At 40.3% G+C, this 26981-nt stretch carries 24 protein-coding genes and 1 tRNA gene; 14 read left to right on the top strand and 11 right to left on the bottom strand.

Features of this window, described 5'->3' with window-relative positions; translation table 11 throughout:
- A complete protein-coding gene (locus FVA72_RS17505) occupies positions 1-1971 on the bottom strand; it encodes a BglG family transcription antiterminator (RefSeq protein WP_004258168.1) in 1971 nt (656 codons plus the stop codon).
- Positions 1972-2106: 135 nt separating this feature from the next.
- Positions 2107-2814: a pirin family protein gene (locus FVA72_RS17500; protein WP_004258163.1), complete on the bottom strand. Its 708-nt coding sequence runs from the start codon at positions 2812-2814 to the stop codon at positions 2107-2109.
- Between the two features lie 123 nt (positions 2815-2937).
- Here FVA72_RS17500 and FVA72_RS17495 point away from each other — a divergent pair, with 123 nt between their 5' ends.
- Positions 2938-3834, top strand: coding sequence for a LysR family transcriptional regulator (locus FVA72_RS17495; protein WP_137019284.1), 897 nt, complete (start codon positions 2938-2940; stop codon positions 3832-3834).
- 399 nt (positions 3835-4233) lie between these two features.
- Here FVA72_RS17495 and FVA72_RS17490 read toward each other — a convergent pair whose 3' ends face one another.
- From FVA72_RS17490 to FVA72_RS17470, 5 genes are all read right to left on the bottom strand, one after another.
- Positions 4234-4629, bottom strand: coding sequence for a DoxX family protein (locus FVA72_RS17490; RefSeq protein ID WP_004258158.1), 396 nt, complete (start codon positions 4627-4629; stop codon positions 4234-4236).
- A gap of 237 nt (positions 4630-4866) precedes the next feature.
- A complete protein-coding gene (locus FVA72_RS17485; RefSeq protein ID WP_004258151.1) occupies positions 4867-5166 on the bottom strand; it encodes a YqjK-like family protein in 300 nt (99 codons plus the stop codon).
- Positions 5153-5560, bottom strand: coding sequence for a phage holin family protein (locus FVA72_RS17480; RefSeq protein WP_004258148.1), 408 nt, complete (start codon positions 5558-5560; stop codon positions 5153-5155). The genes FVA72_RS17485 and FVA72_RS17480 overlap by 14 nt, the downstream gene beginning before the upstream one ends.
- 6 nt (positions 5561-5566) lie before the next feature.
- Complete coding sequence (locus FVA72_RS17475) at positions 5567-5872, bottom strand: DUF883 family protein (RefSeq protein ID WP_004258145.1); 306 nt, start codon at positions 5870-5872, stop codon at positions 5567-5569.
- Positions 5873-6108: 236 nt separating this feature from the next.
- Positions 6109-6777, bottom strand: coding sequence for a DedA family protein (locus FVA72_RS17470; RefSeq protein ID WP_004258110.1), 669 nt, complete (start codon positions 6775-6777; stop codon positions 6109-6111).
- Positions 6778-7391: 614 nt separating this feature from the next.
- On the opposite strand from FVA72_RS17470, the gene FVA72_RS17465 reads away from it, so the two are divergent.
- Positions 7392-8351 (top strand): TerC family protein, encoded by a 960-nt coding sequence (locus FVA72_RS17465; RefSeq protein WP_004258103.1) that lies wholly within the window; start codon positions 7392-7394, stop codon positions 8349-8351.
- A 264-nt stretch (positions 8352-8615) separates the two neighbouring features.
- Complete coding sequence (sstT, locus tag FVA72_RS17460) at positions 8616-9869, top strand: serine/threonine transporter SstT (protein WP_004258100.1); 1254 nt, start codon at positions 8616-8618, stop codon at positions 9867-9869.
- Positions 9870-9944: 75 nt separating this feature from the next.
- On the opposite strand, the gene FVA72_RS17455 is transcribed toward sstT, so the two are convergent.
- The 3 genes from FVA72_RS17455 to FVA72_RS17445 all read right to left on the bottom strand — a co-directional run bounded on the left by FVA72_RS17455 (position 9945) and on the right by FVA72_RS17445 (position 13585).
- Positions 9945-10505 (bottom strand): carbonate dehydratase, encoded by a 561-nt coding sequence (locus tag FVA72_RS17455; protein WP_004258097.1) that lies wholly within the window; start codon positions 10503-10505, stop codon positions 9945-9947.
- Positions 10495-11412, bottom strand: a complete 918-nt coding sequence (gene folE2 / locus FVA72_RS17450; protein ID WP_110591221.1) for a GTP cyclohydrolase FolE2 — start codon at positions 11410-11412, stop codon at positions 10495-10497. The genes FVA72_RS17455 and folE2 overlap by 11 nt, the downstream gene beginning before the upstream one ends.
- Before the next feature lie 151 nt (positions 11413-11563).
- Positions 11564-13585: an NADPH-dependent 2,4-dienoyl-CoA reductase gene (locus FVA72_RS17445; protein WP_110591222.1), complete on the bottom strand. Its 2022-nt coding sequence runs from the start codon at positions 13583-13585 to the stop codon at positions 11564-11566.
- Between the two features lie 224 nt (positions 13586-13809).
- Between FVA72_RS17445 and FVA72_RS17440 the strand changes: the two genes are divergently transcribed.
- Positions 13810-14406: a GNAT family N-acetyltransferase gene (locus tag FVA72_RS17440; RefSeq protein ID WP_110592561.1), complete on the top strand. Its 597-nt coding sequence runs from the start codon at positions 13810-13812 to the stop codon at positions 14404-14406.
- On the opposite strand, the gene FVA72_RS17435 is transcribed toward FVA72_RS17440, so the two are convergent.
- Entirely contained in the window at positions 14342-14623 is a 282-nt protein-coding gene (locus FVA72_RS17435) for a hypothetical protein (protein ID WP_036958019.1), read from the bottom strand. The genes FVA72_RS17440 and FVA72_RS17435 overlap by 65 nt on opposite strands.
- A gap of 411 nt (positions 14624-15034) precedes the next feature.
- Here FVA72_RS17435 and FVA72_RS17430 point away from each other — a divergent pair.
- The 10 genes from FVA72_RS17430 to FVA72_RS17385 all read left to right on the top strand — a co-directional run bounded on the left by FVA72_RS17430 (position 15035) and on the right by FVA72_RS17385 (position 26966).
- Positions 15035-15111, top strand: a tRNA-Ile gene (locus FVA72_RS17430).
- A 783-nt stretch (positions 15112-15894) separates the two neighbouring features.
- A complete protein-coding gene (locus FVA72_RS17425) occupies positions 15895-16413 on the top strand; it encodes an Hcp family type VI secretion system effector (protein ID WP_004246976.1) in 519 nt (172 codons plus the stop codon).
- Between the two features lie 69 nt (positions 16414-16482).
- A complete protein-coding gene (locus FVA72_RS17420; RefSeq protein ID WP_110591223.1) occupies positions 16483-18648 on the top strand; it encodes a type VI secretion system Vgr family protein in 2166 nt (721 codons plus the stop codon).
- Positions 18648-19877, top strand: coding sequence for a DUF4123 domain-containing protein (locus tag FVA72_RS17415; RefSeq protein WP_110591224.1), 1230 nt, complete (start codon positions 18648-18650; stop codon positions 19875-19877). Before FVA72_RS17420 ends, FVA72_RS17415 begins: the two co-directional genes overlap by 1 nt.
- The gene (locus tag FVA72_RS17410; protein ID WP_110591225.1) at positions 19874-23074 is read left to right on the top strand and encodes a toxin VasX; all 3201 of its coding nucleotides are present in this window, start codon (positions 19874-19876) and stop codon (positions 23072-23074) included. The genes FVA72_RS17415 and FVA72_RS17410 overlap by 4 nt, the downstream gene beginning before the upstream one ends.
- Positions 23071-23982 (top strand): hypothetical protein, encoded by a 912-nt coding sequence (locus FVA72_RS17405; RefSeq protein ID WP_110591226.1) that lies wholly within the window; start codon positions 23071-23073, stop codon positions 23980-23982. Before FVA72_RS17410 ends, FVA72_RS17405 begins: the two co-directional genes overlap by 4 nt.
- Positions 23975-24244 (top strand): PAAR domain-containing protein, encoded by a 270-nt coding sequence (locus FVA72_RS17400; RefSeq protein ID WP_110591227.1) that lies wholly within the window; start codon positions 23975-23977, stop codon positions 24242-24244. Before FVA72_RS17405 ends, FVA72_RS17400 begins: the two co-directional genes overlap by 8 nt.
- Positions 24245-24454: 210 nt before the next feature.
- Entirely contained in the window at positions 24455-24664 is a 210-nt protein-coding gene (locus tag FVA72_RS17395; protein ID WP_110591228.1) for a hypothetical protein, read from the top strand.
- A 1381-nt stretch (positions 24665-26045) separates the two neighbouring features.
- Positions 26046-26300, top strand: a complete 255-nt coding sequence (locus FVA72_RS17390; protein ID WP_004258030.1) for a helix-turn-helix domain-containing protein — start codon at positions 26046-26048, stop codon at positions 26298-26300.
- A 105-nt stretch (positions 26301-26405) separates the two neighbouring features.
- A complete protein-coding gene (locus FVA72_RS17385) occupies positions 26406-26966 on the top strand; it encodes a fimbrial protein (RefSeq protein WP_110591229.1) in 561 nt (186 codons plus the stop codon).
- The last annotated feature ends 15 nt before the right edge of the window (positions 26967-26981 follow it).

Genomic DNA, 26981 nt, shown 5'->3' with positions numbered 1-26981 from the left:
TTAGAGGATACGCGCTAAGCTATCTTTAGCTATTACTTGGAACTCATTGAAATTTTTGACACTCACTAAGCGACGTGTTGTCTTTTCTTTTACAAAGGTAACGAAAAGGTCATAAATAGCCATTGCTTCTTCATAGTCTGTTTTACTGATAGCTAATAAGAAAATGACATAAGCATTTTCTTTGGTTTCTTTATTCCACTCAATGCCTTTCGGGGCGACAACGGTTGCAACCACTGTTTTATTGGCAAGTAGCCCTAAAGAGTGAGGCAATGCGATACCTTCCCCGAGCAAGGTGGAAACAATTGATTCACGCTCTTGTAGTGAAGGGTAGAAATCAGGTGTGACGTAGCCTTCTTGCTGCAATTTATTGCAAACCATTTGAAAGAGCTCTTCTTGGCTAATTTTTTCATTAATTACCATGAAGAACCGTTCATCAAAAAAGCGCTCGATGATATAAGGGCGAGTTTGGTCAACCATGGCGAGGCGGCCAACTTGCTCTAGCTGATAGGGTGTTGGGAACGGTGCAATTTTAATAACAGGCTTATTTTTCTCTGAAATTCGTACAGTGGTAATCACGAAATCTTCAGAGACTTCATCCAAGGATTCATACTCTTGTAACGTTAACCCTCGGCTAAATTTGAGCTGTGGAAATTCACGCATGATTTTAGATTCAACCACGCGAAACGTGGAGTTCCCTGCATCAGTAACTACCAGTACTTCTGTTTGGCGAATGGAGCCAGCGCCATAGTTACGTTCGAGGCTGACTCCAATATGAACCGCAAGGTAACCTAGTTCATCTTCACTGATTGGGTGGGGGAGTAATTGCTTACTTGCACTGGTTAACGCGCTCAGTGTGACATCATAGGCGAACGGGTAATATTGTTTGATATCAGATAATAGCGGGTTTGGTGTGGAAATATGATACTGCAAACGGGTGATCAGCGATGCAAGATGAGTATTGAGATCTTTTTTGAGTTTTTCATCGCTCCGTAAGTCATAATTATATAACTCATTAATATAATTTAAAATATATTCACACAGCTCATTATGAGTACCACTTTTTTGCGTGCTAGAGTCTTGGTTACTAATGCGTTGGGCAACAATTTGGTCATGTAAATAGCTAAGTTCTGCCCCTGAAAGGTCATTGCCAAGAAAGTAGATTAAACCTTTGGATATTTCATCACAGGCTTTGCGGATCACTTCTTCACTGTCATCATTTTTGACGGAGGTGGTGAGTTCATGACCACGAGTGATACGCAAAATAGTCACCGCACAATTAAAAACTAGGTATAAATGCCCTTCGTTGCTAATCCGAATATCAAAGCGATTCATACTGTTATGTAAAACTTTATCGATATATGTCAGGTCTAAATTATCAAGGCAATCAGGGCGGAAAGTGGTTAAATCAGGGGTTATCTGTGCGGAATAGCGGCGCCATAAAGTTTCGGTCATACAAGCTCGAACTGCCCACTCGCTACCGTTCAAACGAATGCCTTGATGAGGGATACTTTCTAATGCAATTTGGTATTTATGAAGCTGTTCTCTCACCGCGCCCATATCTTGCTGTAAAGTGCCACGGCTGATAAACCACTCTTCAGCGATATCATCAAGTTTTACGGGGAGTGATAACATCAAGAGTTTTAATAGCAGGGCATCAATGCGCTCTTTGCTAGTGCGAGGAATCTGATTGTCTTCATCACTTTGTTGAGTAAAGGTAGCAAATAGGGCTTCGTCTTCAATTTTTAGTCGGTAACCGCGACCTCGCTCATATACAATATGAGCACTATATGGCTGTATCAATTCATTGATTTCATTGATATCAGAACGAATAGTTCGAGTAGAAACGGAGAAATTTTTGGCTAACTCGTCTTGAGGCACTACCTCATTGAGAATTTGAGCAAAAATTTGATTATGTCGCTGTTGAGTGAATAGAGCCACGGAAACACCTTTAAAATCAAAACGAAAAAGCATTTGAGCAAGAAAATGACTTGTTTTTTGCTCGCTAATGGCAGGACTCTAACACAAGCATGTCAATATGTAGGATATGTAAATCATAAAATTTGCGAATCCGTTCGCAAAATTCACTCTGCTATAGCAGGAAAAGGGCTAGCTTTGCTCTCCAAGATCGATTAATAGCCCTCTAAACGGTTTATTTGCACTAATGATGACTTGATTGTCGTCTTGGATAAAAGCCCCATCATTGCAATTCATTTCTAACTGCTCGCCTTTTGGTGTACGCAATGTCGCTCCACCATGTATAGACTGAAGGAATGAGTTTTTTCCTTTTAGCGTGATCGCTGTTGACTCATTAGTTGCCAAATGAATTTGGGTGATCCAAATTTGTTGACGTAACTGAATGCTTTGACTTTCCCCGTCAGGAGATGCGATAAGTTTGTTCTCATTTTCACTAATGGCTATTTTTTGCAAAGGCAAAGATTCTTGCTGTGGGCAAGCATTTAGCCAGAGCTGTAAACGTGTCAACGGTGTTTTTGGGCACACATTTTGTTCGCTGTAGCTTAGGTCTGGGCGCGGTGAAAAACGCACACACTCACCTTCATCTGCTTGGATGGTGTTACCTAGGCTATCTCGATATTCTGCATGCCCTTTTAGGATGATATTTAAGATATCGACATGTGGATAGGTTCTTGGCTGTAGTGCATTTTGTGGTGCGATAACTTCTTGGTTCAGCACTCTGAGAGTTTTAAAACCCATAAAGTCTGGGTCAAAATAATGGCCGAATGAAAAGGAATAACGCGCTTGTAGCCAACCATAATCAGCTTTTCCGCAATGGTTAGCGGGTCTTAATGTCATCATAATGGTTAACCCTCATTGAAAATAAATAAGTTAATAATCTATTGTTATAATAAATAGCTGGACGTTGAATTGTTAGCCAGTTAATCTGTTTCCTTTGTTCAAATTTCCTGAAAGAGAAACTTCATGAGTAAAGAGAGAGCATTAACGCTTGAGTCATTAAGGGTTATGGATGCAATCGACCGCCGTGGTAGTTTTGCTGCAGCCGCTGAAGAGTTGGGGCGAGTCCCATCTGCGCTGAGTTATACCATGCAAAAATTAGAAGAAGAGCTCGATGTCATTTTATTTGACCGTTCAGGGCATAGAACTAAGTTTACCAATGTCGGTAGGATGATGCTACTTGATAGAGGAAGGATCCTACTTGAAGCCGCTGATAAGCTAACATCTGATGCGGAAGCGCTTGCAAAAGGATGGGAAACGCATTTAACCATCGTGTGTGAGGCTTTAGTTCCTGTTCATTCACTTTTTCCGCTGGTGGAACGATTGGCGGAAAAATCAGAAACACAGTTATCGTTAATTACTGAAGTATTGGCGGGAGCATGGGAACGTCTTGAAAGCGGTAAAGCGGATATAGTCATTGCTCCTGATATGCATTTTCGATCCTCTTCAGAAATTAACTCTAAATCGTTATATACCGTTAATCATATTTATGTAGCGAGCCCGGATCATCCCATTCACCAAGAACCTGAGCCGTTATCTGATGCGACTCGAGTGAAATACCGTGGAATTGCAGTGGCTGATACCGCTCGTGAGCGGCCTGTGATCACGGTGCAGTTGTTGGATAAACAACAACGATTGACGGTGTCAACGATTGAGGATAAACACAGAGCCTTGTTGGCCGGCCTTGGTGTTGCGACGATGCCGTACCCAATGGTTGAACAAGATATTCGCGAAGGGCGTTTAAAGGTGGTTGGCGCAGAGTTTAGCCATGAGACGAATATTATTATGGCGTGGCGGCGGGATAGTATGGGGGAGGCTAAGTCGTGGTGTCTCCGAGAAATCCCCAAATTATTTAGAGTGTAAACTCGTTATATTTTGAGCCGTAGGGGTGTTGGCTTCATTGAGTCACCCGAGTCACATACTTATGTATGCTCACGGGATGACTCAATTTGCCGCCTACCTACAACTCAAACTATTTAGAGTTTACGAGTAAGGTTTGCTGGTAGCGATTCAAAAGAGTAAAACTATCTCAGTCATAGCTCAGTTGTAGCACGAATTATTTAGAAGTTAACCGTGGCTGAAAAGATAAAACCGCTCGACTAATTTGTCGCCTACCTACAACTTAAACTATTTAGAGTTTACGAGTAGGGTTTGCTGGTAGCGATTCAAAAGATTTAAATAAAAAAATACCTCCCAAGGGAGGTATAAGTTGGACAAACAAATAAAGTCAATAAGGTAATAAGGGTGATAATGAAATCGGAATTACCATTTTTTATTTAATAAATGGTCAATACTAAATTTCCCTGGGCCGGTTACTGCTAATAGTAAGAAACCGCCTGCGATAGTAAAGTTCTTCATAAACATTAAACTATTTGGTGCAACGCTAAAGTCGATATGGAACAGTAGTGCCGTTAATACGGTAAAGCCTGCAGTAAATAGGGCTACAGTTCGTGTTAAGAAACCAAATAGAATGGCTAAACCGCCACCAAGTTCTAATAAAATGGTTAAAGGTAATAAAAAGCCTGGAACACCCATTGCTTGCATGTATTGTTGTGTTCCTGCGTATGCATCTCCCAGTTTTCCATACCCAGCAACAATGAACAGAATTGGCATCATAATACGAGCTAACAATACCGCACCATTTTCTAAATTTTTCATTAAGATTCTCCAGACTAATAAGCCATTAAATATAAAGTATTTGCGATATGTGTCGCTTTGTAATGTTGTTTTCAGCACAAATAGGTAAGAAAACATTTGATGGGCTTATAATAGTCATTTGCTTATTCAATAAAAAGCAAAGCTTATTAACAAAGATAGTCAAAAAAATTGAATGGTGATGAAGGGGAGCTAGCTAAAGTGAAGAGGCTTAATTTAGCATATTGATTTTAATTGAAATTACTTCTTTCCTGCATTGATCGTACTTTGAATTGTCCTTGCTATACCCCACATTGTGAAGGCTTTTTTCCCTAATTGAAGTATGCGTTTGGGTTTTTTCAGTGAATAAATCGAAAGCAGGCCTGTAGCCGCAATAAATAAAGGACGGAAGGTAACGAAGGTTTTCCATGTACGGTCATAAGGAGCGGTCACTCGTAGCCAATCTTCAGAACTTGCAGCAAGGTCGCTCCGTTGCTGCTCAATTCTGTTGAGTAACCGTTGTTTTTTTGCGGCAAGTAATTGGCGTTTATTTCTGGTCATTATCTTTACCTGCTAATGCATTCGCGTCTTGGCTTAATTGCTCCCGTGTGGAGCTCAATAAGGTAGACTGCTTTGCTTTTTTAAGAGCCCAAATAGCAAAGGTAATGGCGAGTAGGACTAAGCACCCTGTTGTTATAGCAAGTGCTTGATAACGATAAACAGGGTCAACAGACCAAAAAATAAGACCAATTAAACACATTAGGCCAAAAGCAGTAAAAAGAAGCGCTAGTCCAACTAACAATAACAACTGGATAAAATTAACTTTCTCTTCTTCGAGCTCAACGGCAATGAGTTGAAGGCGAGTTTCAACAATATTAACGGTAATACTGGCAATGCGTTGCAGTATTTCAAGGACCCCTTTACCGGGGCCCTGACGTTGTTGATTTTGTTCCATAAGCAATTAACGTTTCGCGAGAAGTACGCCAAGAACCACACCAACAGCAGCACCGATACCGATACCAGTCCATGGGTTTTCTTTGACATAGTTGTCTGCACGGCCCGCAATTTCTTTAGTTTGCTCAGTGATCCTTTCGGTGGTTTGACCGAGTTTAGCGCGAGATGAGTAAAGTACATCTTTCGCTTTGGATTTCAAGCTTTCAATCTCTTCTTTCGACTTCTCGCCTGTATCATTCAATACGGCTTCAAGAGAATCTGCTAACGCTTTTAGTTCTGCGCGTAGGTCTTCTGATGAATGATTTGATGACATATAGAACCTCCTATCAATAGAAAAGAAACATCACTGTATTAACAATAACTGTTTTTGCATTAAGTGCAATGAGTTATTCAATAATAAATTAGGGGTTAAGAAAAAATGTAAAAAACAGTATTTATAGAAATGCCATAAATATCAGTTAGTTAATTTAATTGCGGGGAGTGGGGATACTAAGACGTAAAATTAAGTAAAAATGAAAATGCGAGAACTGAGAGTTCCCGCATGGAGAATTAATTCGCTTTTTTATTTGAGAATTTTTTCTTAACGACAACAGCAATGCTACCAATTAAGCCAAGGATCAGTAGCCCTACAGGGATCAACATCAAAATGTTCATAATATGATGTTCATATTGTAGGAAAATCGGGCTTTTACCAAAGCCATAACCAATTGCAGTCAAAATTAACACCCACAGTAGGCCACTTAACCAATTGAATACTTGGAAACGACCGTTTTGCAAGCCAGCTAGCCCTGCTATTGTTGGAAGTAGTGTTCTGACAAAAGCTAAAAAACGACCAATTAACAAGGCAGCGAGGCCATGACGGTGGAACAAGCCATAAGCGCGTTGGTGGTAGTGTTCAGGTAAGTGCTCAAGCCAGCCTTTAACTATTCGTGTGTTCCCCAGCCATCGCCCTTGTATATAACCAACCCAACAGCCTAAACTGGCGCCAGCGGTTAAAATTACAATAGTGAGCGGATAACTTAATGTGCCTTTAGCGATGAGAACACCAACTAAAATCAATAAGCTATCGCCAGGTAAAAACGCTGCAGGCAACACCCCGTTTTCAAGAAACAAGATAGCGAACAGCATGAAGTAAATCGACCACACTAACGATGGGTTAGATAGGGTGACATAATCTTGGTGCCAAAGGGCGAAAAAAAGTTCTTTAACTAATTCCATTAATGTTTCCTAAACGGCAATAACAGCAACAAACTTGTTGTTGGGCAGGGAGAAATGGATTAAGTGAATGCCAAAGTGAAAGTAGTGTTTCCTCAGGCTGTTAGTGTAAAGCACGCTCACTTTAACAAAACAGAAAATAACTAAACAGTAAATTTTAAGCTTATTTTTAGAATTCATTTAAGTTTTGGCCGATTTTTACGATTTATTGCGCGGCATGGAACGATGTAAAGTGCTTAAAAATGGCGTTTAACCCGCTTTTTACCGAGAGTATGCGAAATATACTTGTTAATTTATCTTTTAATGTAAAAAAATAACGATAAAACAATAAAGGCTAATTATTGCATTTTAAGACTATTTACCGTATCTTATCGCCATAGCAAAGGGGAGTAACTTCTTCTTGTCGGTTTATCGTCATTACGGTGTACACATTACACCCGGTAGCCGAGCACCACAGTTCCCTATTTTTAGGTTATTTGTGTTGTAAGTGAGACCTTGCCAGAAGGCGGGGTTTGCTCATAATTTACAACCAAAAGAAATAGCTTGTGGTTAACGAATTTTAAGCGGCTGATGTCTTCTGGATATCAGCCGTTTTTTGTTTTTTAAGGGAAAGGAAAATGCACTCAGTTGGTAACCCGATTTTATGGGGTAGTTTTGCCGTTATTATTTTACTTATGTTACTCATTGATTTGTTCTGGCAAGGGAAACACAAAGGCCAAGCAATGTCGATGAAACAAGCTGCGGCTTGGAGTATCGTGTGGGTAACGCTTTCGCTTCTCTTTGCAGCGGGTTTTTGGTGGTATCTTAATGAGAACGTAGGGCGTGAGTTTGCTGATAGCCAAACCATGGCGTTCTTAACGGGTTATTTATTAGAAAAAGCATTAGCTGTTGATAACGTATTCGTTTGGTTGATGTTATTTAGTTATTTTGCCATTCCTGCAACTTTACAGCGTCGTGTGTTGGTTTATGGAGTATTAGGCGCTATCGTACTTCGTACGATTATGATTTTTGCAGGTAGTTGGTTAGTCACACAATTTAGCTGGATTTTGTATGTATTTGGCTTGTTCTTGCTATTTACTGGTTTGAAAATGGCTTTTGCCAAAGAAGATGACTCGCCAATAACGGATAAACCGCTAGTAAAATGGGTTCGTTCTCATTTACGTATGACGGATGAATTACATGGTGAAAAATTCTTTATTAAACGTAATGGCGTCCTATTTGCGACCCCACTTATTTTAGTGCTGATTTTAGTTGAAATTAGTGACGTGATATTTGCGGTGGACAGTATACCCGCTATTTTTGCGGTGACGACTGACCCATTCATTGTTTTAACATCGAATTTATTTGCAATTTTAGGCCTACGTGCCATGTATTTCTTGTTGTCAGGGGTTGCTGAAAAGTTCTCAATGCTAAAATACGGTTTAGCGGTAATTTTAAGCTTTATCGGTATAAAAATGCTATTGATTGATATTTTCCATATCCCAACACCGATTTCGTTGGGTGTGATTGCGTCAATTTTAGTCGTGACGTTAATCATTAATGCAATTGTTAATAAACGCAACGAAGCAAAAAGTTAATTTATCTTTTTTATTTTTAAATCCTCTGCTGTAAAAAGCAGGGGATTTTTTTTAACCCCCTGAAAACGCTCAACCATTTTGTTCATCCCATTCTACTATAAGAAACAAAACTCTATTGAGATCACAGTTATGTAAAATGTTTGTTAAACAAAGTCAATCATTGTGTATATTTTGAATAATTGCCTTTTCAGGCGACTATTATTCCTTATACTTGCTGTGCAAACACATTTAATTCCTAATAAAGATAAATAATATAGGTCTATTATGGATACAAATAAAACAGGGTTATGGCGAGTTATTAGCCAAGGTAGTCTAGTCAAACAGATACTGGTTGGCTTGATAGCGGGTATTTTGCTTGCATGGTTATGGCCATCTGCTGCAAAAAATGTCGGGTTGTTAGGGGATTTATTCGTTAGTGCGTTAAAAGCTGTTGCTCCTGTACTGGTTTGGGTGTTAGTAATGTCATCCATTGCTAACCACCGCCAAGGGCAAAAAACCAATATCAAACCTATACTGGTGTTGTATATTTTAGGAACATTTTTTGCCGCGGTTGTCGCCGTTATTGGTTCTTTCCTGTTCCCGTCAAATTTAGTCTTAGCGGTAGGTGATACACAGCTAAATCCACCGGGTAATATTGCTGAAGTGTTAAAAGGCTTGCTAATCAATATATTTGCGAACCCTATCGATGCACTGATTAAGGGCAATTATATTGGTATTTTAGCGTGGGCGATCGGGCTGGGTATTGCACTGCGCCATGCAAATGAAACCACAAAAACTTTAGTTCATGACTTTTCTAATGCAGTAACACAACTGGTACGGGTTGTGATCCGTTTAGCGCCTTTAGGGATTTTTGGCTTGGTTGCTTCCACTATCGCAACGACAGGCTTTGCAACTTTAAAAGGCTATATTCACGTTCTCGCAGTATTGATTGGCTGTATGCTGATTGTTGCTTTCATTGTTAACCCATTGATTGTTTACTGGAAAATGAAACGTAACCCATACCCATTAGTTCTCGCTTGCTTACGTGAAAGCGGGGTAACAGCATTCTTTACACGTAGTTCAGCAGCAAATATCCCTGTGAATATGGGGATGTGTCGTCGCATGAATCTACATGAAGATACTTACTCTGTTTCTATCCCATTAGGTGCAACCATTAATATGGCTGGTGCAGCGGTAACGATTACAGTACTGACGTTAGCCGCTGTACATACTCTAGGTATTCCAGTTGATATCCCAACGGCACTGTTATTAAGTGTGGTTGCTGCGGTGTGTGCATGTGGCGCATCAGGCGTTGCCGGCGGTTCACTATTACTGATCCCATTAGCTTGTAACATGTTCGGTATTTCAAATGAAATTGCGATGCAAGTGGTCGCGGTTGGTGTGATGATTGGCGTATTACAGGATTCAGCAGAAACGGCGCTTAACTCTTCAACTGACGTGTTATTTACTGCAGCGGTGTGCTTAGCGGAAGATGAGAAACTGGCTAACGCTGAAGCGCGGCTATCTCATCGTGATTAATTGTTAATTAAATATATTTTGAAAGGGCAGAGACAGCGAAAGTGAACTCTGCCCTTATTTTAGTGGGTTATTGAGTTAAAACTCATTACGTAAGCGGCGATAACCTTCGACTAACTGCACATTAGTTGCGGCAACTTCTTCTGAAAATTGCAAAGAGGCGCGGTCAACTTGCTTAAACTGAGATAAATCACTGTGGGCATTTACATGTACGCAGGATGGAATATATAAAGCAGGGGGTAGCGTTAAACCATCAACAACAGCGTTATAGCGAACAACACAGTTTTCCCCAATTTTGCAATTAAATAGAACGCTATTAAAACCAATAAATACTCGTGTAGCAATATTACAAGGGCCATGGACAATGGCACGATGTGCTATTGAAGTATGTGAGCCAATTTGTACTCCAGCCCCACTTTTAGAATGGATAACAACACCATCTTGAATATTTGAATGTGGGCCTATTACTATCGGTGACATATCCCCCTCTTCATTGAGCTCATCAGCTCGGATGACTGCATATGGGCCGATATACACGTAATCTTCAACAATGACTTTGCCACAAATAATTGCGGTAGGGTCGATATAGGCTTTTTCTGAAATAACAGGGGAGTGTCCTGATGGATTTTTACGCAGCATGAGTACTCCGTTTCCAGTGCGTGTGAACAACTGCATTATGTGCATGTAAACTTTCTTGATGCTCTATATTAATGTTCACTTCGTCATAGTGACATTGATGACGAAAAGCCATGACTAGTTTTCTCGCTGCATCTTCACAAAACATCAGGTTTTGGGCATTTGCGATAGCGAAAGCTTGTTCATCATTACGTTTAACAACAGTTTGTACAGGTGTTGAAAGCACGTTTTCAATTTGATTAATTAATTCAATGATGGGAAATATTTTATGACTAGCTTTCAACGCTATGGTTACCCATGCCCAGCTGCGTTGGCTATGTGGTGTAGCGGGTAACCCATTTTTAGCTAGCCAGTTGAAAACTTGAGTGGGATATAATGGTTGTGTCTCGTCCTCAAATTCAATAGCAAATTGTTGTTGAATCACTTGGGTACTGAGTGCCGTGGCACTAGGACATGTCGATGAATAAGGAACCCCAACTTTTAAACAGATAATAAATGATTTGTTGAAATTTGCATTTATTTCAAATGGATATGCTTTCCATCCATGCTGGTGAGAAACTAAAGAAGGGCGAGATAATAAAATATCGCCATAAAGTCGAAGAGATGACTTCGATGATACATGGCTATGGGATATTAAAATCTGCTCTAGAGCCTGTTGAATCAAATTGGGGGTTAGTTCATGCTGTGTGAGTCCATCTAAGGTTTGATACAGCCGGGACATGTGTATTCCTTTCTGTCCTTGTAAATCAGTACCGACATCAACAAGTGCGTTGATTGGACGACCCGCTATCTCAATAGGTAAAGCAATCCCTGTCATACCGACCCAGTCTAGCTTGATATTGCTATAAATATCATTTTCATTTTGCGCATCCGGTAAAGATGAACAACGTAATTCAGTTGATACTGTCATAACCCCTCAGCCATTCTTAATTTACAAATATTGGTTATGTTATAACATAACAATTGTTTAGGGTGAAGAAAAAGAGGTATAAATATCAGTTAGGTTAAGGAGTGCAGTTCCCCCTCAGATAAAAGGCTCACCTTAGGGGGATATGAAGAGGCTAAATCTGATATGCGGTTTTCATCCCTTGCTCAATTGCTCGGCGGGCATCCAGTTCTGCAGCAACATCCGCACCGCCAATCACATGGGCATTGATCCCGTGTTCTGCTAGTTGTGTTTTTAATGGGCGGTAAGGCTCTTGCCCAGCACACAAAATGACATTATCAACAGGCAGGCACTGTGTTTTATCTTGATAGCGAATATGGAGCCCTTCGTCATCAACTCGCATGTATTCCACGCCATTTAGCATTTGAACACCGCGTTTCATTAGTGATAAACGATGTACCCAACCGGTTGTTTTACCGAGGCCTGCTCCCACTTTACTGTTTTTCCGCTGTAATAAATACAATTGACGAGCTGATGCCATAGGGACTTTTTGTGGGGGGAATACACCACCTTTAGAATGAATTGTGGTATCAATATTCCACTCTTTATTAAAGAGTGAATTATCTAAACTGCTGCTTTTCCCTTCTTGGGTTAGCAATTCAGCAACATCAAAGCCAATCCCTCCAGCGCCAATAATAGCGACACTTTTTCCAACAGAGCGTTGTTTGGTGATGACATCGATATAGGAAATGACTTTATGGTGCTCAACCCCTTCGAGCTGGATTTTTCGTGGGATGACACCCGTTGCAATAATGACTTCATCAAACCCCGATAAACAGTCAACATCGGCTTGTTGTTCAAGGCGTACATCAACATTCAATAATTGTAATTGGCGGCAAAAGTAACGGATGGTTTCATGGAATTCTTCTTTGCCAGGTATCTGTTTAGCGAGGTTAAATTGACCACCTATATGGTTAGATTTTTCAAACAAAGTGACACGATGCCCACGCTTTGCCGCGTAAATTGCACAAGATAACCCAGCGGGCCCAGCACCAACAATCGCAACGGATTTACTCAGTGCGGCTTTTTCGTTGGGATAATCCATTTCCCTAACAGCTTGTGGGTTAACTAAACAACTGGCCAGTTTTCCACTAAAAATCAGGTCGAGACAGGCTTGGTTGCAACCAATGCAAGTGTTAATTTCATCTGCTCGATTTTCTGCGGCTTTACGAACAAACGCTTCATCAGCTAGAAATGGCCGAGCCATTGAAACCATATCCGCTTGGTGATTGGCAATAATATGTTCTGCAACAAAAGGGTCATTGATGCGGTTAGTGGTTATCAGTGGAATATTCACTTTCCCCATTAATTTTTGCGTAACCCAACTAAATGCACTGCGAGGAACTTGCGTTGCTATCGTCGGTACTCGAGCTTCGTGCCAACCAATACCGGTGTTGATCATACTCGCACCCGCGTTTTCAATTTGTTTGGCAAGTAATTCAATCTCTTCCCACGTTGAGCCATCTTCAACTAAATCCAGCATGGAAAGCCGGTAAATAATAATAAAGTTAGCGCCAACGGCTTCCCGTATTCGCCGTACGATTTTAATGGGAAAACGAATTCGGTTTGTGTAACTTCCACCCCATTCATCGGTTCTATGGTTGGTACGTTTGGTGATAAATTGGTTAATTAAATAACCTTCGGATCCCATAATTTCGACACCATCATAGCCAGCTTGTTGAGCTAGCTTGGCTGTTGTCACGAAGTCATCAATCGTTTTTTCAACTTCATCAGTTGAGAGTTCTCGGGGGGCGAATGGAATAATCTCTGCTTGAATAGGACTTGGTGCAACTAATTTAGGATGCAGGCCATAACGCCCTGCATGTAAGATTTGTAAGGCGATTTTACCGTCAGCTTGGTGGACGGCATCCGTGATTTGTTGATGAAATGAAAGCTGGCTTTTATCATTTAATACCGCGCCATGAGCGGTAAGTGCTCCTTCTGGATTGGGGGCGATCCCACCGGTAATGATCAGACTGACACCATTTTCAGCGCGTAGGCGGTAAAAATGTGCTAGCCGCTCGCTGCCTTGCGGGTGCTCTTCAAGCCCAGTATGCATTGAACCCATCAAAATACGGTTTTTTAGGACGGTATGGCCTAAATCAAGCGGGGTAAAAAGGTGTGGAAAATTGCTCATTATTATACTCCCATTCGGGATTTCATTAACAGGTCAGATGAGTTAACTGTAGCGTAATGAAGCTGCAATTTGGTAAAGATGTTAAAATTTTGTGATTTTTATCATATGTTTTCGGTTAAATAGCTGAGTGTCATAAAAAAATAGGTGTTTTTTTATTTTTATGTCATAAACAGAGATTAAAAAAAGAGACACACAGCATAAAGAACGATATAGGGGAAACCATGATGAAAGAGATTTGCCAAGCTATTACTTTAGAAGGTGAATACGTTCGCCTTGAACCTCTATCCCACCAATATGATGTCGAATTGGCAGATATCATTCGACGAGATGGGTTGAATAATTTGTGGTATGCCTTAGTTCCTGAGCCTGAGCATTTCTCTCAAGATGTGGAAAAGCGCCTGGAAAATTTCCAGAAAAAGGAATGCTTACCTTTTGTGGTGATCGATAAACGAAGCGGTAAACCAGTTGGTATTACTTCTTACAATCGTGTGGACCATGCAGTAAGGCGGGTTGAAATCGGAGCCACTTGGTATGGAATAGAAGTACAACGCACCGCATTAAATACAGAAGCTAAATATTTGCTCTTAAAGCATGCTTTTGAGGAATTAAATTGCGTTGCAGTGGAGTTTCGTACACATTTTTTAAATAGCCAAAGTCGTCGAGCCATTGAACGGTTAGGGGCTAAGCTCGATGGTATCTTGCGTAATCATATGAAAACTAAAACGGGTGAACTGCGTGATAGCTGTGTATATAGCATTATCGAGTCAGAGTGGCCGTCAGTAAAACACCACTTAGAATGGCAGATGGTGAAACCGCGCTAAGGTTAGCTGTAGGTAAGTCGCCCACCGAAAGGTGTGCGATGATGCCAACATCAAGCTTTAACGTTTCGAGGGTTTTATCTGCTTTATGTAGCGCTTGTACTTTTACTTCTGTTGGCCTCGTTCCTGTGATTTCGCCTATATTTTTGCCAATAACCGCTTTATTGATTTCAAAAGCCGCCACAACTTCAGCACCATGTTCTTGCAAGTAACGGATCAAAAATTACTTATTTTTCCAAAACCATATTGAACTGCATGTACTTTTTTCATCATTTTTGTTCTATATGAGAATTATCTATAAACTATGCAGTAAAACAGTAATGTAAAAATATTGTTTTACATCAAGTGCTTGAATGAGTAATTTTTAATAAATTTAGTTGCCATTATGATGTTGTTTTTATTATTAATTTGATATTGGTAAAAGTTAAATATAGATAAGGTGTGAGAAACTGATTTAAATAAAAAATAGTAGGGCTCATTAAAATTGCAGAAAACGACTTTCAAATGATAGCAATTGCTTATGCTATCGCATTGAATTATAAGAGGAGTGATTGAGTTGAACACAATTTCAGCATACGGTTTCGAAACACTAGACCTAAGCTAAAACTACACGTATAATCCTCTCCACTTTGGCCCCTTAGCTCAGTTGGTTAGAGCAGTCGACTCATAATCGATTGGTCACTGGTTCAAGTCCAGTAGGGGCCACCAAATTTATCAAGGAGTTAGATGTTAATCATCTAACTCCTTTTTGTTTTTACCTCATTATCGTGAGTGTTTAACTCATAATCTAACTGGCTGTGAGTCTTCGGTTTTAACATTTTAAAAATCAATTTCAACACTTATCGTTAGGAAAACAGTGAAATTGTTTTTGCCGTTCAACGTGTTCTTCCTTTATCCATCCTACTTTATCCGCAATGGCAAAGAATAAAGAGTGTATAACGTAAATGGCGACAAAAATTCTGAAAAAATGGAAAACGGACATAAAAAATGTTTTTTATATATTAATTCGATAAGGCACCAAGTGTTGGAATAAAATATATTTTAAATATGCACTTAAAGAATATTACACTGCACGACCAAGGTGGTTAATCCCTGTGGAATTAAATGTTAATCTAAGAGTGTGTTTTTATTTTTATTAATCAATGAGTTGTTTCATTTTTTCTGTATGAAACATTTGGTTACATAGTTTATTTCTATGTACATTAGAACTTACTGGGTTTACCGCAGTTTGGTCTATTTTTTGCTCGATGATTGTTTTGTTATGATTCGTTTTTGGTGTTTTTCTGGAATTATATAGCGATATTTCAACCCGTTTACGCTAAGTCACTTATCCTAGAGAGATACAAACTGGCCCTCCGGTTTACAGTCCATTCATAAGCTTTTATTATCCTTAACTCAAATCTTACCGTGCGCACTGGCTGAGATGACGGAAATTAATCGATAATTATGTCGACTTAACCCAATTTGTTATTCTGGATAAAGGATATCGCTATGCCAACTCCATGTTATATTTCCATTGAAGGAAAAACCCAAGGCAACATCACTGCCGGTGCATTTACGGCGGATTCTGTGGGTAACATCTATGTACAAGGTCATGAAGACCAAATGTTAGTGCAAGAGTTTTCTCACGTTGTGACTGTACCGACAGACCCACAATCTGGCCAACCTTCAGGCCAACGCGCACATAAACCCTTCCGTTTTACCGTGGCTTTAAATAAAGCGGTTCCGCTGCTGTATAACGCGTTAGCATCTGGCGAAATGTTGCCGAAAGTGGAACTGAAATGGTACCGCACATCCGTTGAAGGGAAGCAAGAGCATTTCTTCACCACCACATTAACGGATGCGACTATCGTGAATATCGATTGCCAAATGCCACACTGCCAAGACCCAGCGAAAGCGGATTTCACGCAGTTAATCGAAGTCTCTCTGTCTTACCGTAAAATTGACTGGGAACATACCGTTGCAGGTACATCCGGTGCCGATGACTGGCGTGCGCCGCTCGAAGCGTAAGTTCGAATTTAGCGAGCCTTTCGAGGCTCGTTTGCGTTTTTAGCTTTTTCTCCCGTAGAGGAAATTCCCATGTCTTGGACAGACCCCAATAAAAACAAACGACTTGGCAGCCCCGAAAATAACCCGCTTATTCACGGTGGTGGGTATGCGGGTGGCAGAACCTATGCACAGGACCAAGCCTTGCAAGAAGCCCATGGTCAACTGCTAGACCGTATTATGAGTGGCGAAATGGGGACGGGATTAGTATTCACCTGTACCATTGGTGGGTTACCTGAAAATACCTTTCAAGTGACCCAGTTTGATTTGCAAGAAGGGCTTTCCCAGCTCTTTTCACTGTCGATTCAGGCGGTCAGCCCGTTACCCGAGATTGATTTTCAAACGGTGCTGGGTGTGGCCTCCTCGTTGACTGTAAAGCGAGATGGAAAAATTCTTCGCACAGTACAAGGCATTTTAGCCGGGGCAGAGCAAGGCAACACCGATGGGGTAAAAACCTGGTATCACTTTGTGATACGTCCTGAAATGTGGGTGATGACGCTTAAGCAGGACAGCCGAATTTTCCAAAATATGACGGTGCCGAACATTCTTGAGACGCTATTGAGCGAGTCTCATATCAAATTTGATAAACAGCTTTATCACCCCGAAGAGCATCTGAAACGCGAGTACATCACTCAAAAGCGTGAAACCCTGTATGAATTCTGGTGTCGGCTTGCTGCCGAAGAGGGAATTAATTACTGGTTCGAAGAAGGTCCACAACTGTTTTACAGTGACCGCCACTTAGGCATGAAAGCGGGTATTTCGCTCACCTATAATCCGCAATCTGAAACCGATATCACCGACAGTACGGCCACCACATGGCGTTACGCTGAACAGTTGTGCAGCGATATTCGCGTGGATAAAGACTACAATCAACTCAGGCCCTCTTACCCGCTGAGTCACCAAGTCACTGGTGAAGTGCATCAGCAACATGAGGTGTTTGAAAGTTACGGTCGCTTTCAAGAAGATGCAGAAGGTAAACCCTTAAACCAAATTCGTTACGAGCAATCTCAAAACCAGCGTCAAGTGGGGTCAGCCACGACTAACTGCATTGAGTTAGCACCGGGACGTATCTTTACCTTGTCTAATCACCCTAGTCCTCGAATGAATACGACGTGGCAAGTGATTAGCGTATCCCATCACGGTGTGCAACCTCTTGCTGATAACGGTGGCGGTGAAGGGACTCAATTGAGTAACCAGCTTTCCTTTATTCCCAGCACTCAAGAGTGGCGACCGCCCTATCGGTATAAACCCACAGCGGATGGGGATGAGCTGGCTACCGTTGTCGGGCCACCGGGTGAAGAAATCTACACCAATGCGCAAGGTGCCGTGACCGTCTATTTTCACTGGGACAGGCGTGGTAAGCCAGACCATAGCGCGTCTTGTTGGGTGCGAGTCGCCCACGGTTGGAACGGCGATGGCTTTGGGTTTATGTCCATCCCCAGAATTGGGCAGGAAGTGATTATTTCCTATCTTAACAATGATATAGATAAACCAATTATAACTGGGTGTACATACAACGGGCGAAATAAGCCACCATTAGACTTGCCAAGTGAGAAGACTCGGACCACGTTTAGAACCAAAACCCATAAAGGGGACGGGTTTAATGAACTGCGTTTTGAAGATGAAAGTGGTCGAGAAGAAATCTATGTGCATGCGCAGCGCGATAACAACATTCACATTAATCGCAACAAAACCCAATATGTCGGGAATGATGATAGTCATACTGTGGCGAATGACCGTAAGCATGAAGTGTGCCATGACGAATTTATACACATCATTAATGAGCAGACCTTACAGGTTGATGTCAATCAATTTGAGCAAATCGGGAAAGACCGTATTACACGCATTGATAACAGCTGGAAAGAAGTTATTCACGCGAGTCACTTTCAAGAAGTGGGTGAAAACAAACAGTGTGACATCCAAAATGATTACATGTTAAAGGCTGCAGGCGGTATTCATACCCACACCAAAGTGCATACGTTGCAAGCCAGTGAAACAGTGATTATTCGTGGTAAAGCGGGGTCGATTCAATTGGATGCACAAGGCGTGACTATCACAGGCAATATCCTGCTAAAAGGTAATGTGTCAGTGACCGGAGGGGCACCCGAAGCGGTCGCCTCGTTGGAAGCGGCGGTTAATGAAGGGTTACCGTTAGCGGAGGATTGCCGTGCGAAAGCGATGAAAAAAGGAACGACCTAATGCACTGGAGTCCGAATACAATTTATAAGGAGTATTGGGTCGCACAGTGCCGTTATACGCGAAACAATGAACAATTTCATGGTATTATGACGGTTGCTGGCGCTAACCAATCGCAGGCGATTGAACGGATGCGCCAGTACTTTACGGCTCACTCCGGACAATACACGTTTGCTGATTATGAAATATTAACGCCTTTAGTCACTTATATTGAGCAAAGCTCAAAACTGGCGCTACCGTTAGTTCGGCAAGTACGTGAACAACATGAGGCAAATGTGTTGGCTGTATTGGTGGATGAACGCAATCTTACCCATCCTAGACCGTCAGAAAAAGGGGATATCCATTACGCGGAGGGGCAACCCGCATTTAGTGATGGGGTTCACCTCTATGCGGTGATTGACAGCGGTGAATACCATAGGCAAACGGGGCAGCATCTTGTGCCGATGTTACATGGCAGCCAATTGCCGTGGCAATCGTTGTACCAAGGAGAAACCCAAGACAACCTTGAGGACCAAGCGCCTTATTTGATACACCTTCTCCCTAATCATGCCGGAGAGGTCTTTCTTGAGCACTGTTCTAGTTTACCTCACAAAGGCACTTTAGGAATGTTCATTCACAGTCTTAAATCTTTTACCGATATTCATCGTCAATTACGTAAGATGACGTATTTACGTAACCAGCGCCTTAATAGTTGGAATTTTTTCCGTTTTTACGATGTGTCACATTTTATGCCATTTATTGAATCATTGACCCATGGGCAGTTACTTAATGTGGTGAGTGGAGTCAAGGCGTTCTACGGCTACAGTGCCAATTACCCTGATGGGGTCAAAATCACCTTTCATTCTGATTATTTATATGATACTCGCCCCCGTGAGCCATTGTTTATTAATGAAAAATTGTATCGGCATTATGCAGCATTGACCTTGGTGCAGACATTGAATAAAGCCAAACAATTGATAGCGCAGTGCCCGCCCTTGTCAACATCGAGCGAGCTATCAGGCTCTGCCGACTTAGAGGCATTTTGTTTACGTATCATGAATCAGGCTTTTTTAAGTGATATCAGCCAAACACAAGCGTTGTTGTATTATGTCCTTGCTCGCCATGCCTGTACTCAAAACGAAACGTTATGGCAATCAGCAACAGAGCAAGCAAAGCCTTATGAAGCAAATGCCGTGACGTTTAATTATCACCGTTATCGATACTGCTTATCGTCACAAGGAGTGACCCCGTGACCTCAAAATACTTAACCCCAGAAGAAAAACAGCTCCGCAAAGTCGTCGAGGCAGTGAATCAAGCATCCCCCAGAAATTTACAAGCCGATGCGGTCGTTTGCCCCTGTGAGAATGAACATCGTCCAGTGTATCCTGTGCGTTATGCCTACTCAAATTTGTATGGTGATAAAAATGCGAAAGCGGCGGTTCCGCCCGCTATTTCTACGTTACTGTCGGCTTCGTCAATCTCTGACACTAAAGGGTTTTCGGCTCGATTACTGCGCACAGGCTGGGTTTATGTCTTTGAGGAAGGTGAATTTCCCACCCGCCTTGATACTAAAGGACAGTTGCTGATTTTTAAGCATGTTGTGCAACATTACGATAATGGGTATGTCTATTCGGATGATGATAACTCCAGTGAAGCAGTCAGTGCGAAAGAAAAAGGGGATGCAGAGGAAGGGTTTATCCCTTGTTTGCGTGACCCATTAACTCAATCGGTACAAGCCCAATCTTGTCAATACCCGTATTTACCGATTAAAAAAGACGTCATGGAGGCGTTGTTTTTATTCAGTGATAGCCCCCTGTCTGATTATGTCTTAGATAAAATGGAAACGGATGCGTCTTATCGACAGGCGTTTATGCAAAAAATCAATTTGGTGGATTTTAATGGGAATCCCCATGCACTTGAATTGAACGCTGAGCATATTGACTATCTGGTCGAAGAATATAAAACCGAGTCAGACCAGTTTTCCGCCTTTACCGAGCACACAAAGTCCATCGGTAACCCACTACCAAAAGAGTATTTTTCCCATATCACGGGAATGAATAGTGCCAGTAAAACTACGGATACCCTGTTAAACCAAGCGGAACAAAATTTAGATTACAAAGAAAAAAGTTGTTTAGTCGCACTGTATGACCCAATCGGCTATCAAAAAGATATTTTATCGCTTTATACTTTCGTGACAGCAACGTATGCGATGTTCCAACGTTATTGGCAGTACCCAAATAAAGTGGGTCACTATCTTTCGGCGTTAGAAACCCAGTTTGATAATCCCGACGTTGCGAAAACGGAGCAAGGAAAAGCATTAAAAGATAAATTTACCAAACACATTGATGTTCAGGGATGGAAAACCTATTGGCCGCAAATTGAAGCGGGTAATCAAGAGTTTGAAACATTGCAAGCCAATATTGTCCAACTCTACCGTGATTTTTTAAGCAACCCAACAGTTAAAAATCAGGTCGGTGGTATTAAAAACTATCTTGACCATGCTTTTTTAATTAAAGAACAATATCAAAAAGGGGATTTTTGGCACTCGGCGTTTTTTGATGAATTAGAGGCCTACAGCCAACTGCATGAACAGCTATTCGCCCCCTTGAACAGTTCACCGTCAGGGCGCGTCACACTCGATTTATTGTTATCAACCGACAGTGATGACGGGGAGGTTTGGAAGGAATTTATCACCAACTTGCTGGATGTATTGAATGAAGATGTGATAAAAAATAAAGCGCTCAGTGAATTTAAAGAGCGTGTTTTACCGTCATTACGTTTAGCCGTCATGATATGTTGGGATGCCTTGGGGTACGCGTATACGGAAGCACATACCCATCTGAATAATGCCAAAAATTCTGTACGACGTATCAGCCAAGCGGGGTTGGATTTTCTGGCGCATAAAGTGCTCCCCGCTTTTTTGGCGTATTTCGGTATTTCCGTGAGTTTTGATGAACTCGCGACCTTAAGCGCTGAAGAGTTCAGAAAATGGATGAGTTCACTGAAAGGGATGAGTCAGCCACTCCAACGTTTTTCGAAAAACATGAAGAAGGTCTTTGACTGGGATAATCGATTAAAATCGGCAGGACTCAAGCGCGTTATTACCACTGCCAAATTTAACCTGATAGAAGGTTATCGCTCTACGGGGCTACCAACTGATAAACACGCCTTAATCAGCCACATCAAATTGGGGGCAGATGTCTACACATTGCTCACGAGTATCATTGAATTCAATGCAGTCGCCCATACGAAAGAGTTTGATAAGCAAGACCCATTAAATACCGCCGCCGTAAATATCTTTCGCATTCAAATGGTGGCCCATATTTTAAATACCGCAGAGGCAGTGGTTGAAATACGTCAAGCGGCTAGAGGATATGCAGCAGCGGTCACATTTCCGCCGCTTCAGCGGTTACTCACCAAAATTCAGTTGCCTGAAATCCAAACCAAATTAGGTAAAGTGGGATTAAAAGGGCTCGGGTATACCGTGGCGATTTTAGGGGTTGCCTTACCTATCGCCGAAGCCTCCGCGGAGTTTTATAACAGTAATTACATTACGGGCTCGGCAAAAATTGCGGAAGCAGCAGGGACATTGGCGTTGTCGGTGGGGTTAGCGGCATACGGTGCCACGGAAGGCGTGGTGGCGACCGCCGTTGCGGCATTTGCGTGGGAATTGATTATTATCGGTGCCATCGTATTCGGAATTGGTATGGCGATTTACAATTACTTTAAAACGGATGCGTTTGAAGAGTTATTGAAGCAGTGTTTTTGGGGGAATGGGGATAAGTATTTTGCGGGAGGGGGCAAACGAGATGATGGGCAAAATATCAATAGGCCAGATATTAAATATGATCAATTAGAAGACTATATTAAATATATTGAAGATAATCGAAATTATTTTGGAATGGAACTTCAAGAATTTGCGAATCTTTTCTTTACTTCCCAGTTACAAGTCAGTGCTATTCCAAAATCAAAGGCGGGGTTAGGGCAAAGCCATTACGGGGCTGCACATTATGTCATCCAATATCAGTTTACGCTGGGCAATTTTCAATGTGGTATTTCGGATATTGAATATCAATTGGTTGAAAAGAAAGCTTTGTTTGCTTATCCCGCTGGAACACCTATGGCCTCTTTACCCAAACAAAGGGATACGGTAGTCAAACATCGTGGGATTGATTATTTGGCTTCACAGCAAACAAAATTTAATGCAGTCTTTGAGACAGCTTTGCAAGATGCGTTAGCCAATACGACACTGCGTGATGGAGAGCTTGTACTGAGATTTGAAGTCGAAGCGGGTATTTTTGCAAGGGATCCTCTGAGGCAATCTATTCCATCCATTTATTGGTATTACTTGGTGGATCGTCTGAAAGGCGAAATTGCGCCACTGCGTTACCGAAACGGTGATCCTGATGATAAACTTTATGGCTGTATTGATGAGGAAGGCACCGAATGACGAGTTTATATACAGCAACAAAGCACCCAGAGCAATTAGAAACCACGCCATTGATTGAAGAAAGTCATCACTACGATGATCCGTTGGAGCCTCAAAAACTGGTATTTTTAGATGCGGTCAATAAACAGCGTTGTGTGATTACCTCCCCACAGCGAAATAGCCAGCTCACCAACACGATACCTTTTTTTATCGTGCTCTTAATAATGGCATTTTATACGCTGTTCGGGTTTATTGAAAACCATAAGTCAAATTATTTTACCCTTCAAGATAGGTCTAGCTACTACAATGAAAAATATGGGGTAGATAAGTTACCAAAAGAGTTATCGCGATATTTGCCATATATGAAAGCTAAGGAAATAAGTCTTGGAACATATTTGGTCGATTACTATACTGATAAAATTTATAAAAATGATAAGATTAAGATATTGATGATAATTGGCTGGCTAATTTTTTTCCCCGGTTTTTTGTGGCTATTAGGTTATCTCTCTTTCTTTACTCCTCAAGTTTATCTCATTGCTGATAGGCAACGAGGAATATTATATAGCTATGGGATGGGAAAAGTACGTTTAACACGCTATGAAGATGCAGAATTCGGCTATGCAGGTAAAATGCTGGCGATTAAACTGTATGGCATTGATGAAAGAGTAGGTCAACTAAAAACCATACTCTATCGCCCGAATGTCTCACATTACTCCAGTTTTCTGACCAGCACCGACAGTGAAAACCATCGTTTTATCACGTTTCTCAATGCTTATATGCAAGAGGGGCGAGATGCCGTTTCATCAGTCGATTACCAAGCCCGTAAACCCTTTTTGTCTTTTGGTAAGAACCCACTTCCTGCTGATTTTGAGCAACAGGTCGAACAGATTTTAGCAAAGCTTGATCAGGAGAAAAAACGCAGTGCGTAGTCTTGTGAACGGCAGAAAACTCATTTTAAAAAATGATACGACGAATACCGGTGGTACGGTGCTGACAGCTTCTTCTCTCGCCAAACAAATCCAAGGTGTAGCGCGTGTGGGCGACTCTGTCTATTGTCCTTCATGTAAAAAAACAGGGACTATCGTTGAAGGCGATAGCTTAATGAAAATTAATGGTATCCCTGTTGCGCTAGAAGGTCACAAAGTCGCTTGTGGATGTTCTGGGGGCTGTGTGCTTGTTGCTGTAGGCTAAATGTTAATGTGTTTTAACTTCTCATATAGGTCGCATATCATTGTCACGTGTTGCTGCTTTACTTTGGTTACTCGTTAGTGAGATAAAACTAACCGTTTAAATGGCAAGAATTGAATCCATTAAAAACCATCAATAATTAGTTTATCCCTATGAGTATCTACCTAAAGTAGATATGGTTACTATTCACTCAAGGCCCTTAAAAGGAATTGTATGCAGGATTTACTGGATGTAATTATTGATTTCCTCTCCTCGTTCAAGTGGCGTACTGCAGTAATGATTGTTGCAGGTGTCGCTGTGCTAATTAGCGGATTTAATGATTATTTTGTTATTGGGTTCTTTTCTATCGCTTTAGTGTTGTACTCCCTAGATATCTGGCGGTTTATGGGTAAAACAAGAAAATTAAACAATCCTTTTAAATGACTTAGGATTAAATGTGTTGATACCGATAATTGGGCTTATAACAACGGTCATTATTGATCTTATTTTGATATATTTAATTTTTTGCTGTTTTAAAGGAATTCGAAGTTCGAGTCTTTCAACTGTATTCATCAGGTTTGCTCTTGCATCATGTTGTAGTATCGTGATGTTGTATAGTATTTCAATTAGCTTATTATTCTTAGGCTCATTTATTCGCTAAAGATATAATTATTTTTGGTGCTAAATAATTTAATTAGCAGTGGTTTTTTATCATGTCCTTTACTACCTGAATGTCTAACAAAAAATATTTTAGATAATATTCTTATGGGAAAAAGGCACTGGAAGTATTCACATGGCCATATATTTATTGCTCAAGTAAAACCTGTTATTATTAAGTTGAGTTAGTTATTGCTCTTCTTTTTTAATAATATCTAGTCCATTGGTTGGATCTTTATCCTTGTTTAACCATAAATTATATATTTTAGTCATTTCATGTAGAGCTGGTATTTTCATTTTAGTCCGTAGTCAAATTTGAATAAACTTATCTTTTTTGTTTTTCTTTATATAGTCGCGTAAGTAGAATATTTTCCCCTGAGGATTGCATTTTGATACTAATGCATCTAGTACCTCTCTGCGAATTTTGGTGCTAAGAGTAGTAGGATAATATTTTAGATTTTAAAGGACGTATATTTAATTATAACCAATTAAATAAGATACATATATTATTTATATCAAATAAGTTAATGGGTTAGGTAGAGTTCATACAATTAGGTATTAAAATAAATGTGTAAATTCCACGATAAGGAATTAGTATTGTAATTTAGTGTAAATGTTATATTTGTTTTTTATCAATTCAGTATGAATATAAATTATCCAAATAGGATAAGATATGTTTACCAGTATCATTTTGTAAGTTTTAATGTGTTTTTAAAGTAAAATTTGTAAGCAAATTGTCTAACTTTTTTAGAGTTATAAAGTAATATACATAGGTATAGTCACTATGTTTATTTTATTTTCAGATGATAATGTTAACGTTATCATTTGCTGTATAAGGATGAGTGATGAGAATTTAACCTATAGACGGCTAACTGTTAACGTTAACTTAAGCTCTGAGCATTGTGTTTCAGTCTGTGATTAATTGTTTCATTTTATGTGTTTGTAACATGATTAAAGGTTGGTAAAAACAAGTTTTTCAATGGAGAAATATGAACAAAACGGGGTGTAACATGTGTAAGGAGTAAATGGAAAATAATTCATATTTGTGTATTTGAAAAATATAAATTAAATTCAGGTCCATAGCTTGATACTTGATATAGGAAAATAATTAAATTTTATCTCTAATATTAAATTGTCTACTCTAATATTATATTTTCTGGTGATAAAAATGAGAGTTGAAAATGACATATTAAATAGTGCGGCGTCTTCATTTTTAAAAAAATTAAGAAAACAAAATGGTATCACAGAAGGTGAATTAGCCATATTATTAAAAATAAGCCAACAACAAGTCTCAAGGTATGAAAATGGAAAAACACAATTGACCATAGGACGGGTAAATCAATATCTTGAGATATTTGGCTTGGACTGGAATTACTTTACTAATGAAGTAATTAAAAATGCTAAAAGATTAAATGGCATTTAATTGTTTTTTATTAAAATTTAATGCTATTAAATAAGATGGGCGATAATTATATTTTAATTATTATCTGTCGGTAATAAAAACAAACTAAATAAATTAGGAGTATATATGAATATTAAAAATAAACTTGCTGTATTATCTGTAGTTGTTTCTTCAATTATTTGTAGTTCAACATTTGCTGCAGAAAATGATCCTCTCCCTGCATTAACAGTTAATGGTGGTAAAGTAACATTTAATGGTGAGATTACATCTGGAGCTTGTGCAATTTCTGGATCAGATACTGACAAAATTGTTACTTTAGATACAGTTAAAACAACAACTTTTACTGCTGCAGACCAACTTGCAATGCGAGCTAAGCCATTCAATATTAATTTGGTTGAGTGTGATACTGCAACTCGTAAATCAGTTCAAATTTCATTCAATGGGCAAACTGTTGATGGTAAGCCTGGTTTATTAGCAAATACTGCTGGTGCAGGCTCTGCGGAAAACGTAGGTCTACAATTGTTTAATCCAGATGGTAGTCCATTAGAAATTGGCGCATTAAGTTCAAACGTTGATTTAACTGATACAACTACTATTCCATTATCTGTTGATTATAAATCAATAGGGGCCGTAGTAACTGCTGGTAAAGTTCAATCTGTAGCTAACTTTATGCTTACCTACAATTAATTTTATTAATGATTG

Origin of the sequence: Providencia sp. PROV061 (genome assembly GCF_011045655.1) — a bacterium.
Lineage (GTDB): Bacteria > Pseudomonadota > Gammaproteobacteria > Enterobacterales > Enterobacteriaceae > Providencia > Providencia hangzhouensis.
This window is presented reverse-complemented; position numbering and strand designations above follow the sequence as displayed.